Here is a 15,916-nt window from a genome sequence, read left to right as displayed (position 1 = left end):
ACAAAATAGACATGACAAAAAACGATAAACCCTCAAACCCTAAACCAAAAAATGCTGACTTTTGAAAACCTTGCTGCGTTTCGAGCTCACGTAGGTAAAGAAATTGGCACGAGCGACTGGGTGACAATTACCCAAGAAATGGTCAATGATTTTGCCAAAGCGACGGGCGACCACCAGTGGATCCACGTCGATACCGAAATGGCCGCTAAGTACTCCCCGTTCAAAACGACCATTGCCCACGGTTTTTTGACCCTTTCGTTAGCGCCCAAGTTCATGTATGAATTGTACCAAGTAAAATCGGCAAAGATGGGGCTCAATTACGGCACCAACAAAGTTCGGTTTACTTCGCCCGTACCCACAGGCAGTCGCGTACGAATGCACGCCACCCTCAAAGAAGTCGAAGACCAAGAACCCAACGGCGTAAAATCCACCATGGCGCTTGTCTTTGAAATAGAAGGACACCCCAAACCAGCTTGCGTTGCCGAAATGATAAGTTTAGCCTTTGAGTAACAATTAAAACGACTTTACCCCAAAAAGTCGGTGTAATATCAACCCAATAACTCCCCATTGGGGCGGGGGGCTTCCAATCGTCATGCGTTTACAAGATAAAGTTGCCATCATTACGGGAGGTGCCCGAGGAATCGGTAAAGCCACTGCCGAAATTTTTACGCGCGAAGGCGCCAAAGTAATTATCTGGGATATGCTCGACGCGGGCGAACAAACCGCCCAAGAGCTCCGCGACAAAGACTTCTCTGCCGAATTTACCAAAATCAGCGTCACCGATGTACCTGCCATCGAAGCCGCCGCCCGCGATATTTACGAACGCTACGGACAAATTGATATTTTGGTCAACAACGCAGGTATTACCCGCGACAAATCGTTGCTCAAAATGTCGTACCAAGAATGGGCACAAGTGATTGATATTAACCTCAATGGGGTCTTCAATTGCACCAAAACCATTGTTCCGTACATGGTTGAGAAAAAATATGGTCGTATTATTTGTACTTCGTCGGTGGTGGGACAAACGGGAAATTTTGGCCAAACCAACTACGTAGCTACCAAATCGGCCATCATTGGGATGGTAAAAACGTGGGCCAAAGAACTCGGTAAATACAACATTACGGCCAACGCCGTAGCGCCTGGTTTTATCAAAACCGAAATGACCGACCTCATCCCCGAAGAAGTCCGTAACCAAACCGTAGCAGGTATCCCTGTGAAGCGCATGGGCCTGCCCGAAGACATCGCCAACGCCTACCTTTATTTGGCTTCCGAAGAAGCAGGTTACGTCAATGGCCATACCTTGAGCGTAAACGGTGGAGTAGCCTAAAAGTATGCTTGCATACTATTTTTGAGAATTGTATATTTGACCCAAAGTCAAAACAAACTCTTACACTTCACAAACAGTAAAGCACGATGGTATTAGAAGGACTCAACTTCAACTTGACCGAAGAGCATTTGGCGGTTAAGGAGGCGGCACGCGATTTTGCCCAAAACGAACTTCTCCCTGGGATTATTGAACGCGATAACGAACAAAAGTTTGACCCCAAACTCCTCAAACGCATGGGTGAGCTGGGATTTTTGGGCATGATGGTTTCGCCCGAATACGGCGGAGGTGGAATGGATACCGTTTCGTACGTGCTGGCGATGGAGGAATTGTCGAAAGTGGACGCGTCTGCTTCGGTGATGGTATCGGTCAATAACTCATTGGTGTGCTATGGTTTAGAGGCATACGGTACAGAAGAGCAAAAACGCAAATACCTCACTCCACTCGCTTCGGGCGAAATTATTGGGGCTTTTTGCCTATCCGAACCTGAAGCGGGTTCTGATGCTACGTCGCAACATACCACCGCTGAAGATAAAGGTGACCATTATTTGCTCAACGGCACCAAAAACTGGATTACCAACGGCAACATTTCGTCGGTATGCTTGGTGATGGCCCAAACTCACCCCGAACTCAAGCACAAAGGCATCAACTGCCTCATTGTCGAAAAAGGCTGGGACGGATTTGTCGTGGGCAAAAAAGAAGATAAAATGGGGATTCGGGCGTCGGATACGCATTCATTGATGTTTACCGACGTGAAAGTGCCCAAAGAAAACCGCATCGGAAACGACGGTTTTGGGTTCAAATTTGCCATGAGCACCCTCAACGGTGGCCGCATCGGGATTGCCGCCCAAGCCCTCGGCATTGCGGCGGGCGCGCTGGAGCTTTCACTCAAGTACGCCAACGAGCGCAAGTCCTTCGGAAAAGCTATTTTCGAGCACCAGGCCATTCAATTTAAATTAGCCGAAATGGCCACAAAAATTGAAGCAGCCCGCTTATTGGTATATAAAGCCGCCCGCCTCAAAGACGAACACAAAGACTACGTCCAAGCCGCCGCCATGGCCAAGCTCTTTGCATCGGAAGTAGCGATGTGGGCTGCCACCGAAGCCGTACAGATTCACGGCGGTTATGGATACGTAAAAGAATTCCACGTTGAGCGATTAATGCGGGATGCAAAAATAACTCAGATATACGAAGGTACCTCAGAAATACAAAAATTGGTGATAGCCCGAGAATTGCAAAAAGCCTGAATAATCCAATTTTAGGGGGTTTTTCAAAAAAAAAGTGCGCGTTTCCTTGCGGGATTCGCGCACTTTTTTTTATATTGAAAAAAATTCCACACTTGTATTAGATTTGTACAATTATTAGTTTTGTACAAATTTTCAGAAAAACGCTAATTTTGCATTTACTTAATCGGGAAGCACTTAACCCATTTTCAAATGGAAGATTATAATAAAATCATCGAATCACTGGGAGTGAAGTTCATCAAGGCTCGTCACATCCGGATGTTGCAAACTATTACCATTAAAAACTTTTATGACGTAGAGAACTCCTTGATGATTCTTTACGACGGAGAAGTGTCTTTTGGCAACGAAAAAATAGACGTTGGGGACATGCTTTTTATACCAGGTGGAAAGCACGCCACTGTTACTTACAGCAGCGGTGACAATGTGCAACCAAAGGTAGTAAGCAATGAAGAATTCTTGACTCGCCGCGAATTGTATTTTGATACACTGCGCGATTCGTCACAAGTGGGCAAAATACCTCACTCGTTTGGGCTTGTGGCCTTTGACGCCAAGGTATTTGACTCGGTCAACTTCTTTACCTCGTTGGACATTCCGCCATTTATCATCAAGCACAACACCTACCTTGGTCGGTTGATTGGTGAAATCTTGCAGGAAGATTTCAACGACGTAGCTGGTCGCGGACGTATCATCAAAATCAAAACCGAAGAACTTGCGATTGAAGTTATTCGCTACATTTTGAAAAATCGTCTGTTTGTGGAGCAATTGGTCACCAACAGTACCTACTTCAAAGACCCTCGTTTGATTGATATTTTTGCTTACATCAAAGACAATTTGGGTGGCGATTTATCAAACAAGGTATTGGCCAACGTCGCCAACGTATCGGAAGATTACGTAGGTCAGTATTTCAAAATGTTGACCCAAATCAACCCACAAGACTACATCGAATACCAGCGCATGGAAGAGGCCGTTAACCTGCTTCGTACGTCGAAGAAAAGTATTCGTGCCATTGGGGCTGAAGTTGGCTACAAAGACACGGCTTATTTCTGCCGCCGTTTCAAAATGATGTTTGGTATTCCAGCGGGCAAAATGCGCCGCCGCGAATCGCTCATGAACGTCTAATTTTCATAGCGTTTTCATCGCTGACAGTACAAGTGAAAAAATGAATTACCCCATAAAGCAACTTTCATTCGTGAGAGTTGCTTTATTGTTTCTGGGAGGTTTTGGATTAACTTTGCTCAAAATAAAAAACCCTTTCACTCGTATGAAAACACTATTTCGCTTCTCTTGCTGGATGTTAGGTTTGGGGCTTTTGCTCAGTTTCCCCACATTTGCCCAATTAAAAGGCACTTGGCAGCAAAAAGGTGACGATGGAATCATTACTTCGCTCATTTGCTCGGACGACTACTTGATGATGACCCGCTACAAAGAGAAAGAGTTTATCTATACCGAAGGCGGAACGTACAAAATCACCAACGGCACCATTGCGTACAAAAGTGAATTCAATTCTGCGGATACCTCCAGAGTCGGCAAGACCTTAAATTTCAAAATAACGATTTCGGGGAAAAAACTATCAGTTGAAAACGTAGGAGAATGGCAACAAATGGACGATGGTAGCACACCTGCTTCAGCTTTATATCGCATCACAGGACGCATGGGCAACGACGGGAACATTTCGCCTATGCAACGTGGCCCGCGAAAAACCCTCAAAATGCTCACAGGAACGCGTTTTCAATGGGCCGCCATTAATCCAGAAACCAAGCAGTTTTCGGGTACGGGGGGCGGTAGTTACGTCATCAAAGACGGTAAATACACCGAAACGATTGAATTTTTTAGCCGCGACAATAGTCGTGTAGGTGCATCCCTCACGTTTGACTACGAACTCAAAGACGGAAAAGATTGGCACCACAGTGGTCTAAGCAGTGCAGGAGCTAAAATTTATGAAGTCTGGAGCAAAGAGCAGTAAGTAAAGGCAATGTGCAGAGGGTTTCTCAAAACCCGACCCTTTGTGAAGAGGGTTGCTCACAACCCGACCCTTTCGTGCAATAGCCCTTTTTAAAAACATAAAATGAAGTTAAACGCAAATGACGATTTCTCAATTATACGATTGCTTTTTGGCCTGTAATGGCGTTTCAACCGATACTCGACAAATTGTTGAAGGTTGTTTGTTTGTAGCCCTGCGGGGCGATAAGTTTGATGGAAATGTCTATGCCAAAGACGCGTTAGAAAAAGGGGCAAAATACGCCATTGTGGATAACTCTGAGTACGCCGTGGATAACCGTTTTCTATTGGTGGAAAATAGTTTAGATGCGCTTCAGCAATTGGCCAACCACCACCGTCGTCAACTCAATATTCCTGTTGTGGGTTTGACAGGCTCCAACGGAAAAACCACGACAAAAGAGCTGATTGCGGCAGTTTTAAGTAAAAAATACCGCACCTACGCCACCAAAGGCAACCTTAATAACCATATCGGTGTGCCGCTCACGCTGTTGGCCATCGACAAAAGTTACGAAATAGCTGTGGTAGAAATGGGCGCCAACCACCAAAAAGAAATCGCCCTTCTTTCTAGCATCGCCGAGCCTACCCACGGGATGATTACCAACATTGGTAAAGCCCATTTGGAAGGTTTTGGCGGCATCGAAGGGGTGCGTAAAGGCAAAGGAGAGTTATTTGACTGGCTTTCGACTTCGGGCGGTACGGTGTTCGTCAACGGAGCAAACACTACCCTCCAAGAAATGGCCAATGAGCGTACTTTCAGCGAAAAGGTGCTTTACCTAGCCGACGCTACCGCTCCGCAACTGTTGGAAGATGCGCCTTTGGTAGTTTATAAAGACAGCAATCAACAAATCGTTCACACCCATCTGACGGGTCGGTATAATTTTGAAAATATAGCCGCCGCCTTGGCCATTGGTGCCTATTTTGGCGTATCGAACCAAGACGCCAACGACGCCGTAGCGGAGTATAACCCTACCAACAACCGCTCACAAATTATCCAAAAAGGGAGTAATACAGTGATTATGGACGCCTACAATGCCAATCCATCGTCGATGGGAGCAGCAATTGAAAATTTTGGAAAGTTGAAGGCCGAGCGTAAAATGGTGATTTTGGGAGATATGCTCGAACTAGGCGACGAATCACCTGCGGAACATTTAGCACTGGGAAAGTTGGTAGCAGCTCAACAATTTGACGTCGTTATTTTGGCAGGTAAACTGATGCAAGATGCCCTCCCTGCGCTTCCGAAAGCCTATTATTTCCCTGATAAATTTTCATTACACAACTGGGTTATTGATCATCCTCAACAAAATACGCATGTACTTATCAAAGGCTCAAGAGGTATGGGCTTGGAGACCGTTGTTCCGTATTTGTAGGCCGTTGTTTTTGTATTAATCAGTTACCTTTTTATATTTTTCAACTTTCTTGTAATTTAACACAAGGTTTTGGAATCTGATTTCTTAACTTTGTGTTAACAATCCGTCACACACTTCATACTCTCTGATGAGCGACGTAATCAAGCACGAATGTGGCATTGCCCTCATTCGCCTCCGGAAGCCGTTTCAATATTATATTGACAAATACGGCACACCCCTCTACGCAGTTTACAAATTACACACTTTGATGGAAAAACAGGTCAACCGCGGTCAAGATGGCGCGGGCGTGGCCAACATCAAAATCGAAGTTCCACCTGGGCACCGCTACATTAGCCGTTACCGTTCGGTCGATCAACAACCCGTAGCAGAGATTTTTTCGAAAGTCCAGAAGAAATTCAAAAAGGCTTTCAAAGAACTCAAAGGCGACGATAAAGACCTTCGCTACGACGCTAAATGGCTGCAAGAAAACGTGGCATTTACGGGTGAGGTTTGGCTCGGACACCTTCGCTACGGTACCCACGGGGCTAACGAAATCGAGAACTGCCACCCCATGCTCCGTCAAAATAGCTGGCGTAGCCGCAACTTGGTGGTAGCAGGAAACTTCAACATGACCAACGTTGATACGCTCTTTAACAAGCTTGTTTCGCTAGGGCAGCACCCCAAAGACCGCGTGGACACGGTGACGGTGATGGAGAAAATTGGGCACTTTTTGGACGAAGAAAACCAACGCGTTTTTGACCGTTTCAAAGGAATCTACGAAAACCCAGACCTCTCAGATGTCATCGAAGACAACATGGACATGGTACGCGTATTGCACCGCTCATGTCGCGATTTCGACGGTGGCTTTGCCATGTGTGGCATGACAGGCTCGGGACAAGCGTTTGTCGTTCGTGACCCATCAGGTATCCGCCCTGCGTATTATTATGCCGACGACGAGGTCGTGGTAGTTGCTTCCGAAAAACCTGCCATCAAGGCCGCTTTCAACGCCAACTACGCCGATATTCAAGAAATAAAACCTGGTCATGCGCTCATCATCGACAAATATGGCGAGTACGATCAGCACCAAATTTTAAAGCCGCTCGAAAAACGTTCTTGTAGTTTTGAGCGGATTTATTTTTCTAGGGCTTCTGATCCTGGTATTTACCACGAGCGTAAACAACTTGGTCAGCTTCTGATTCCTCAGATTTTGCAAGAAGTAGATTACGACCTCGAAAATACGGTCTTCTCTTACATTCCAAATACGGCCGAAACCGCTTTCTTTGGGCTTATTGAAGGTCTGGAAGATTATTTGGCCAAACAACGCAAAAAAGCCGTTGCCGATGGCAATCTCTCTCCAGAAGAGTTAGACAAAATTCTTTCGTTCCGCCCGCGTATCGAAAAATTAGTCTCAAAAGACGTAAAACAACGCACCTTTATTACGAGTGACGAAGCGCGCGACGAAATGGTGTCGCACGTGTATGACATGACCTACGAGGTGGTGAAAAAAGGCGTGGATACGATTGTCGTTGTCGATGATTCTATTGTTCGTGGCACTACGCTTGAGAAGAGTATTTTGCGTTTGCTCGACCGCCTTGGGCCTAAGAAAATCATCATCGTATCGTCGGCCCCGCAAATCCGCTACCCCGACTGCTACGGTATCGACATGTCGAAGGTGAAAGATTTTGTTGCTTTCCGTGCCGCTTTGCAATTACTCAAAGAACGCGGCATTGATAACCTTCGCGAAGAAGTATATGCTCAATGCGTTGCGGCCCTTGAAACAGGTAATGCTTCTCAGCAAAACTACGTCAAAGCACTTTTCGACCAGTTTACGGACGAAGAGGTTTCGCGCAAAGTAGCCGAAATTGTCCGCCCCAAAGACCTCAAAGCCGAATTGTCGATAATTTTCCAAACGGTTGATAATTTGCACAAAGCGTGTCCTAACCACAGTGGGGACTGGTATTTCACAGGAAATTACCCAACTCCAGGCGGAAACCGCGTTGTGAACAAAGCCTACGTTAACTTCTATGAAGGACGGGGGGTAGTAAGAGCATACTAACCTACTTTAGAAATAACCATACCCTCCCCTATTTGCCTCGGCGAATAGGGGATTTTTTTTAGCAGTAGTTCAAAGTCCGAAAAGTCTTCTTTTGTTGTAAAAATTGTCCGTTTTCCAATTTTTCGTTTACTCCTATGCTTTCACGCCGTCGTTTTTTGCAGTCTGCGGGTGGTTTCGCACTCATGAAACCTCTTGCTTCGTTTCGAAAAAGTACACAAACACTGTACCTTGGCGGGCCTATCTTTTTAAAAAGCGAAGACCCCGTCGAGTTAGCGAAAGAACATCGGCGTTTGGGCTACAGTGCGGCTTACGTACCCAAGGTAGAACTGAAAGATACTGTTAGAATCACAGCACTGCGAAAAGCGTTTGCTGAACAAAATGTCCTGATTGCCGAAGTTGGGGCATGGGTAAATATGCTCGACGCCGATAGCGAAAAACGTAAGAAAAACATGGATTACGTCATTGAGCGTCTTGCGTTGGCCGAAGAAATTGGGGCGTTGACCTGCATCAACATCGCGGGCTCGTACAATCCCAAACAGTGGGATGGACCCGACGCCCGTAACCTCACCAAAGAATACGTTGACGCAACCATCGAGAATTGTCGTAAGGTAATCGACGCGGTCAAGCCTAAAAAAGCCAAATTTGCCTTAGAAATGATGGGTTGGAGCTTACCCAACGACGCTGATTCGTGCTTAAAATTCATTAAAGCCATCGACCGCCCCGCGTTTGCTGCCCACATCGACATTGCCAATATCATCAATTCCCCCGAGCGTTTTTACCAAAATACCCAACTCATCAACGATACATTCCATAAACTCGGGCGATGGATTGTGTCTTGCCACGCAAAAGACGTGGTGGGAAAAGATGTACATTTCGCAGAAACCATGCCAGGGCGGGGTGGAATGGATTACGTAACTTACCTGCGCAACGTAACCGCGCTTCCGCAACGCGTTCCGCTCCTATTGGAACATTTACGTACTCCTGAGGAATACGACGAAGCGCGGTTGTTTATCATGAAAATAGCCCAAGAAACAGGTATTCCATTGGCCTAGACTAATTCTCTCGCACGTACCTACTTCGACTGGAATTAATACACAGGCTTAAAACAAACGTATCTGCCGTCCATTCAATATCCCACGTAGCACAACCAATACAATCTACCAGCGCACACATGGGGTTGTCGGGAATCGCACTTTTGGGGATAATTTCAAAACGTTTGCCATTGATTGTCAACGACGAAGGAGCACAGCAGAGCTCCTGACCATTGCCTGTCAGTAGCACACCATCTTCTCGAATCTGAATATAGTTCGCCGTCGAGGCGTTGATACTGGTCAACGTCCATTCTTTTTTCCCGTTTACGGTCGTTTCATACGCATCCAAACGCCACTTTCCTACCAATGGTGCGATGGTTTCGGGAACAACAGCTTTCGGCTTACAGCTTCCTAAAGCAACAATCAACAGCAAAAAAATAAATGATTTCATCGGGTTTCGTCTCTTTTTTTAGAGGACGTTTTAGAAGGCTCTTTCGTTGGAAGTTTACGTGATAAAGTAAATATAGGTTTGATTTTCCCCCTTTCTGCCCCAAATTTGACAGGATTCGTCACAGATTTTGCACCGACGTGCTTACTGGTTCTACTTTTGAGCTGTCTAACCAATAATTGCCATGAAATCAAGACTCAATTCTACAATTAGCTTTTTTATGGCGTATCAAGCAAAGTAAACCAATACCCGTCAAATGAACCGCCAAATCTTGACTTTATTAATTCTACCGATACTTGGAAAAAGCTTATTTGCCCAAGAAAAAGGGAAGCAACTCGACAGCTTAGTCCTTCTGAAATCCCTTCAAAGTATCAGTACGGCTATCCAAGATAAGTACGTTTACCCTGACAAGGCGTTACTGATTACCAATTTTCTAACCAGCCAACATAAATTAGGGAAATATAGTCAACTCACTTCTCTTAAAGATTTGGCGGATAACCTTACCGAAGACATCCATTCTATCCAAAATGACAAGCATTTACGCATTGAGTACAACATAAAATTGGAGCAGGATATTATCCGTTTTAACAATTCACAAAAGGGCAAAAAAGAAATAACCGAACTAGACATTTCTAAAGAAAAATCGCACAATTTTTTCTTTAAAAAACTTGAAATTTTACCTTCAAACATTGGCTATATCGAATTTACAAACTTTGCTTTACCAAGCGAAGAAGCCCAAAAGACCATTAGAAGTGCAATCCAGTTTCTTTCTCATACCGATGCTTTAATTATTGATTTGCGTAATAATCGTGGAGGAAGTGGAAAATCGAACAATTTGTTGGGGTATTTTTTTAAGGAAAAAACAAAAACAGGCAGAAATTTCAATCGCCTAACAAACACTTGGACAGAAAACATTATTGAACCTGCGGATTTTTTTCTTGATATACCTGTTTACGTCCTAACAAGTAAAAACACGTTTTCTGCCGCAGAAGGCTTCGCTTACGTCTTACAAAACCAGCACAATGCCGTTGTGGTAGGAGAGCCTACAAGTGGCGGGGCTCATCTAACCCGAAGTTTTAGTTTAGGGAATGGTTTGGTAGGGTTTATCCCTTATTTGCGAAGTGAGAATGAAAAAACGCATACTGATTGGGAAGGCACAGGGGTCATTCCTGAGGTACGTACAGAGGCTAAGAATGCGTTACTTTTTGCCCAGAACAAACTGTTGGAGAACAAATTAAAAAATGCCAACGAAAATGAGAAAAGCAAGATACAATGGCTTATCAACTACAATCAATCCAAGATTGCGACTATTGTTCTTGATAGTGCCAAACTTGCAAGGTTTACGGGGCGTTTTGCCGAATTTGAAATCACAAAACAAGGTAGCAATCTCTACTTTAGGGACGTAAATCAAAAGGATAAAACACCCTTTCAAATGACTCCCATTTCGCTAACATTATTTCAAATAGGCGAAGATTATCAAGTAGAATTTATGAATGAGTCGGGAGGGCAATTCCAATCCATCAATCTAAGCTGGAGTGATGGGTGGGCCGAAAAAATAGACAAAAAACCGTAACCAATTAACAGCCATTTTTTTCTTAACCAATCACCGCTATGACCATCGAACGTTTTCGCACTTTAGAACTTTGGGGACTCAGCCTTTTAACGGCTATTTATTTACTCATTGCTGTTTCTACCGATTACAGCCAGTATATCAACGTATTGCGCGTTATCAATGCTGACGAAGAACGTCGCATTTTTCTGAATTATAACTGGTGGCTCAACGGCTTTTTGCCTTTTTTAAACCTTGGCATAGGGGTTTGGAGTTGTTGGTTTATCCAGTCTCAGTACGTCGTCAGACTATGGCAACGGGATGAGCAACTTAAAGCGCTCTTGGCATTTACTGCCGCAGGCATTGTACTGTTGGCAGGGGTTTGGAGTTACTTATTTCTGCACGATGAATTGGAGTTTCGTCACGACAAAAACTACAACATCATCGGAGCTAAACTCTACAACCTGTTTCGTCTGCGCAACGTGGCCATGATTTCGAGCGGGCTTTTTATTTCTACATCCATTTACGTCACTCTTTCACAGCTGTACCAGTGGGTGTTACAACACCAGCCTGATGAAGAAAACGCACTCACCCATCGAATTATTCGCGATGGAAGCGTCCTCGCCTTGGCTGGTTTTGTCGCTTTTTCAAGTTTTCAGATTCTGACCAAAGATTTGTTTCTTATCCCAGGCTTTATTTGGGTCATTGGCTCCTACCTACACGCTTATTTATACCACCATCATTTTCTGCGCTGGAGAGGTTTTCGCTTTTACCGCTACCCCGAAAGTCGGGCAGCTTTGCAAAAAGCCATTATCTTGTACGGAGCCAGTTTGGTGGCGAGTTTCATTGGAAATCTTGTCTATTCTTTATTCCACATCTACGACCCCTACATGGTATGGCCTGTGGAAGTAGATGAGGTTTTCCTGCTAAGTCTTATTGCTTGGATAGGGGCGATTGTGGTCACCATTATGCGGCAGGTGATGGTGAAACCATTGGAAACCAGCCTCAATCGTAACCAAGCGGAGTTGTCGGCGTTACGGGCGCAAATCAACCCACACTTTTTGTTTAACGCCATGAATACCCTTTACGCCACGTCTATCGAAGAAAATGCCGAACGCACGTCGCAGGGAATACAGCAACTGTCGGACATGATGCGGTTTATGATGCACGAAAACAACCAAGACCAAATCGACATTCGTCAAGAGGTACAGTACCTGCGCAATTACGTTGATTTACAACGTCTTCGCATCAGCGAATCCGACAAATTTGAGTTAAAAATTGAGCTTGATGACTCGCTGTGTTTGCGCTCGGTGGCTCCTATGATGCTCATTCCTTTCGTGGAAAATGCCTTCAAACACGGCGTAAGTTTGCGAAACCATTCGTGGATTTTTGTCAAGCTGTACTGCGACACCGAAAAGCTCCACTTTACGGTCAATAACAGCCTACACCCCCGCAACGACCAAGACCCTGAAAAATATTCCTCTGGCATCGGATTGGTCAACGTTCGCAAACGCTTGGAGCTTCTTTACCCCAATCGCCATCATTTACTGATTCATCAAACGGAAAAGGAATTTTCGGTCAGCTTAGAGATTGCCATTAATTCCAAAAAAATACGTACAAAAAAGGCATCACGCGTCGCAGGTCTTTTTTCTTTTTTGGCGTAATTTTTAGACAGAAACAAATTGACGATACTCTCGGGCATAAGGAGGAAGAAAGCCTAGAACTATGTCTTCTTTTTGTACCCCTTTTCTGATTAGTTCTTCATCTATCAAAAGATCTGTCCAATTTTGTTGAATCCAAATTTTATCGTCTTTGATATCAAAATGCAATACGGTATCAAAGACGAATTTTTCATTTTCCCAGCCAAGTGTCACGACTTGAAAATGGTTATGAATGGTATCGGTAATTGCCTGATTTTCAAGAAAAGGCTGTACAGAAAAGCGAACATTGGCAAGCTCTTCTACCAATGCTGAAAGTATCTTTTGGTATTTTTTCAACTTTTCCATAAAACAATTTTATCGTTTAAAGGATCATAAATAAGTAGTTTTATATGCTTACGTTCAATCACTTTTTGTATAAAACGCTCCTATAAATATGAAACGAAACGATAAAGAACTCGGCGAAAATATCAGAACGTAGATGTTTCAACGCGTATTTTATCATTAAAAATCCGCGTTTGTGTAGCAATCAGCATCATGCCTGCTATTTCATCTTCCTTTAGCCTTCCTCGCCGCTAATCAAGCTTTTTTGTTTTTTAGCACCTGCGGCTTGGTTGAGGCGGTACATGACGGTCAGGTTGATTTGGCGAGCGCGCATCCCAAACGTTCCCTCCGAATAGAAGTTAAGCCCTTCGGTAATCGTACGCATGTAGCGCGAGTTAAACACGTCAATGACGTTAAAAGTAAGCGTACCTTTACCTTTCAAAATCTCCTTGCTAAAGGCCAAGTCCACAAACGTGCGCGACTTGCGGCTGCCCTGCGGAAGTTGCTGAGGCGCTTCGTAATTAGCACGGATTTGTAAGTCAGTTCCTTTGCTTAAATTGAAACGAGAGGTCTGGCGGGCAAACCAGCTGTAAGTATCCGCTTTGAAGGTTGCATCTAGGTTTTGACCGTTGGTAATGGCGCGGAAGAAGTTAAAGTTCAGGTCTAATTTCCACCACTTAAACGGCGTGTAGTTGCTCGTAAACTCTGCTCCGTAGGCATCTTCCGTGGCCAAGTTTTCGGGACGAGTGTTTGAAATGCCTTGCGCATCCACCCGACGAATCCGAAGTACTTTCCCGTTGGTATGACGGTAATAGACCGACGACGTAAACGACCCTTTTTCAAAGTAATAGATATGTCCTAAATCAAACGAATTAGTAAACTCTGGGTTCAAATCGGGGTTTCCTGAGAAAAAGTTACGTTGGTCCGATAGCGTCACGTACGGGCTCAAATCGTTGTAGGTTGGTCGGCGCACGCGGCGGCTATAACTCACCTGAAACGCATTGTCTTGGTTGAGGTTATAGGTAAAATGCGCACTTGGGAACAAATTGCTGTACTTACGAGGATTGGTTTGATTCGTCTCGCGCAGAATGGTGGTAACGTCCGTAATCTCGGCCCGCAAACCCGCTTGGTAGCTAAACTTCTTGGTTTTATTTCCCAAAATCCCGTAAACCCCGTGGATGTTTTCTTTGTAAATAAAGTAGTTGTCCAAGCCTGGCAAGGCATCAAATCCGCCTTGGGCGTTTTGTTGGGTCACGATGTAGTCGTTGACCATATCGCGAAAACTAGAACGAATCCCTGTTTCAAATTTGCCATCTTTCCCGATGGGTTGCACGTAGTCCAAGGTCGCAATGAGTTGATTTTCGTACTCATCGTTCAGCGATTTTTGAAGCAATGAGCCTTTGGTATTGGGCGTTCCGTCGGCAAATCTGCTGTTTTGGGTATAAGTTTGGTCGGAGCGCTCCCAATACGTCAAATAACGCACATCCGCGATAAGTTCCTGATTTTTACGATTATACGTTTTTTTGTACGTCACCGAATACTCCGAATACGGCTCGGCTTCGGTTTCACGTTGTTGGCGGTCGGTGATGGTGCGCAAGTTCGACAACGAATTGATGTAATCTTTGTACGTATTATCGGTAATCCGCAACACGTCCGTACGACGAAACTGATACGACGCCGTCAGAATATTCTTTTCGTTGAAAAAGTAATCTAATCCCCCACGAATGGTATTGGCGATGGTTTTTACGTTACCACTGGTGTTTTGTTGCAAAATAGCAGTCGTGTCTTTGCCATAGACTTCTTGGTACAACCGCCCTGCCGAAATGGGCACACGGTAGGCGATACCATAATTGAGGAAAAAATTAAGCTTGTTTTTACGGTAATTGATGTTGGCCGCGACTCCGTAGTTAGGGCGAAAACCCGTTACGACCTCAAACGAACCATTAATGCCCTGTTTACGCTCTTTTTTTAGCACAATATTGATAATTCCAGATAACCCCTCTGCTTCGTAACGAGCCGACGGGTTGGTAATAATTTCAATCCGTTCAATCTGATTTCCTTGCAATTGCTGCAAGCCCGCTCCCCCCTTAAAACTCACTAAACCCGACGGTTTTCCATCAATCAAAATCCGTACGCCATCGCTTCCACGTAGTTTCACATTTCCTTCCGTATCAACCGACACTGAGGGTACATTGCTCAAAATATCAATCGCCGTTCCGCCTGCGTTGGCTAGGTCTTTACCCACGTTGAATATTTTTTTGTCCAACGCCAATTCCATCGAACTTTTTTCAGCTTGTACCACCACTTCGTCCAACGTTCGAGCCGAAGCGGCAATTTTCAGCGTTCCTAAATCGTGCGAAGATTGCTCTTTAGAAAGTGTAAAAACGGAGGTCTTAAACGGTTTGTAGCCAATAAACTCAACTACCGCGTAGAATTGTCCATAGGGAACATCCACGGTCAGTTGGCCTTTATCGTCGGTAATAGCCCCCGAAATGAGCGTACTATCCGTACTTTTCAGGATTCTAATGGTGGCATACGACAACGGCGCGTTGGTTTGTGCATCGGTCACGGTGCCCTTGACTTTTGTCAGTTTCTGGGCATTCTGGGCCTGAACAGAAGTGAGACTTAGCCATGAAAGGCTAATTAAAACAGCAATTTTTACAAAAAAGGGAGTGGAGATAATCGTTTTCATCATACTGTGTTAAAGAAGGGAATAACGGTTTTGTACTCATTAAAAAGCCCCGAAAATGTAATTTTTCGAGGCTTTTAGGGTGAAAACAGGGGTTTTGATTCTATTTTTTTGCGTACTAGTCGGGTTGTGAGCAACCCTCCGCACGACAATCGGGTTATGGGCAACCTCTCACACATTATCGTCGGGTTGTGAGCAACCCTCGGCACGGTGAGCAACCTTCCGCACGACAATCGGGTTATGGGCAAC

General features: G+C 44.8%; 13 protein-coding genes. 10 read left to right on the top strand and 3 right to left on the bottom strand.

The genetic code is table 11. From position 1 onward, the window contains the following. Positions 1-51 precede the first annotated feature (51 nt). The 8 genes from K339_RS0113750 to K339_RS0113715 all read left to right on the top strand — a co-directional run bounded on the left by K339_RS0113750 (position 52) and on the right by K339_RS0113715 (position 9,020). Complete coding sequence (locus K339_RS0113750) at positions 52-510, top strand: MaoC family dehydratase (protein WP_028524110.1); 459 nt, start codon at positions 52-54, stop codon at positions 508-510. Between the two features lie 82 nt (positions 511-592). Then, complete coding sequence (fabG, locus tag K339_RS0113745) at positions 593-1,327, top strand: 3-oxoacyl-ACP reductase FabG (protein WP_028524109.1); 735 nt, start codon at positions 593-595, stop codon at positions 1,325-1,327. A gap of 86 nt (positions 1,328-1,413) precedes the next feature. Further along, positions 1,414-2,571: an acyl-CoA dehydrogenase gene (locus K339_RS0113740; protein ID WP_028524108.1), complete on the top strand. Its 1,158-nt coding sequence runs from the start codon at positions 1,414-1,416 to the stop codon at positions 2,569-2,571. 189 nt (positions 2,572-2,760) lie between these two features. Continuing rightward, a complete protein-coding gene (locus K339_RS0113735; RefSeq protein ID WP_028524107.1) occupies positions 2,761-3,687 on the top strand; it encodes an AraC family transcriptional regulator in 927 nt (308 codons plus the stop codon). A 142-nt stretch (positions 3,688-3,829) separates the two neighbouring features. After that, entirely contained in the window at positions 3,830-4,531 is a 702-nt protein-coding gene (locus tag K339_RS0113730) for a hypothetical protein (RefSeq protein ID WP_028524106.1), read from the top strand. 118 nt (positions 4,532-4,649) lie between these two features. Continuing rightward, the gene (locus tag K339_RS0113725; RefSeq protein ID WP_028524105.1) at positions 4,650-5,933 is read left to right on the top strand and encodes a UDP-N-acetylmuramoyl-tripeptide--D-alanyl-D-alanine ligase; all 1,284 of its coding nucleotides are present in this window, start codon (positions 4,650-4,652) and stop codon (positions 5,931-5,933) included. A gap of 127 nt (positions 5,934-6,060) precedes the next feature. Then, a complete protein-coding gene (locus tag K339_RS0113720) occupies positions 6,061-7,968 on the top strand; it encodes an amidophosphoribosyltransferase (RefSeq protein WP_028524104.1) in 1,908 nt (635 codons plus the stop codon). A 182-nt stretch (positions 7,969-8,150) separates the two neighbouring features. Then, positions 8,151-9,020: a sugar phosphate isomerase/epimerase family protein gene (locus K339_RS0113715; RefSeq protein WP_051398039.1), complete on the top strand. Its 870-nt coding sequence runs from the start codon at positions 8,151-8,153 to the stop codon at positions 9,018-9,020. 1 nt (position 9,021) lies between these two features. On the opposite strand, the gene K339_RS0113710 is transcribed toward K339_RS0113715, so the two are convergent. Beyond that, positions 9,022-9,450, bottom strand: a complete 429-nt coding sequence (locus K339_RS0113710) for a hypothetical protein (protein ID WP_028524102.1) — start codon at positions 9,448-9,450, stop codon at positions 9,022-9,024. A 253-nt stretch (positions 9,451-9,703) separates the two neighbouring features. On the opposite strand from K339_RS0113710, the gene K339_RS0113705 reads away from it, so the two are divergent. After that, positions 9,704-11,020 carry a S41 family peptidase gene (locus K339_RS0113705; protein ID WP_028524101.1) on the top strand — a complete coding sequence of 439 codons (1,317 nt, stop codon included), beginning with the start codon at positions 9,704-9,706 and terminating at the stop codon, positions 11,018-11,020. A gap of 38 nt (positions 11,021-11,058) precedes the next feature. Beyond that, entirely contained in the window at positions 11,059-12,660 is a 1,602-nt protein-coding gene (locus K339_RS35955) for a sensor histidine kinase (protein WP_051397999.1), read from the top strand. Between the two features lie 3 nt (positions 12,661-12,663). Here the strand turns inward: K339_RS35955 and K339_RS0113695 are convergent, their stop codons facing one another. Then, the gene (locus K339_RS0113695; RefSeq protein ID WP_028524100.1) at positions 12,664-13,002 is read right to left on the bottom strand and encodes a XisI protein; all 339 of its coding nucleotides are present in this window, start codon (positions 13,000-13,002) and stop codon (positions 12,664-12,666) included. Between the two features lie 211 nt (positions 13,003-13,213). Next, on the bottom strand, positions 13,214-15,673 hold the full coding sequence (locus tag K339_RS0113690; RefSeq protein WP_028524099.1) for a TonB-dependent receptor: 2,460 nt from the start codon (positions 15,671-15,673) through the stop codon (positions 13,214-13,216). Positions 15,674-15,916 lie beyond the last annotated feature (243 nt).

Origin of the sequence: Runella limosa DSM 17973, from assembly GCF_000482465.1 — a bacterium.
In the GTDB taxonomy this organism is placed as follows: Bacteria; Bacteroidota; Bacteroidia; order Cytophagales; family Spirosomataceae; genus Runella; species Runella limosa.
Note: the sequence above shows the minus strand (reverse complement) of the source record. Positions and strands in the feature narration are given on the sequence as shown.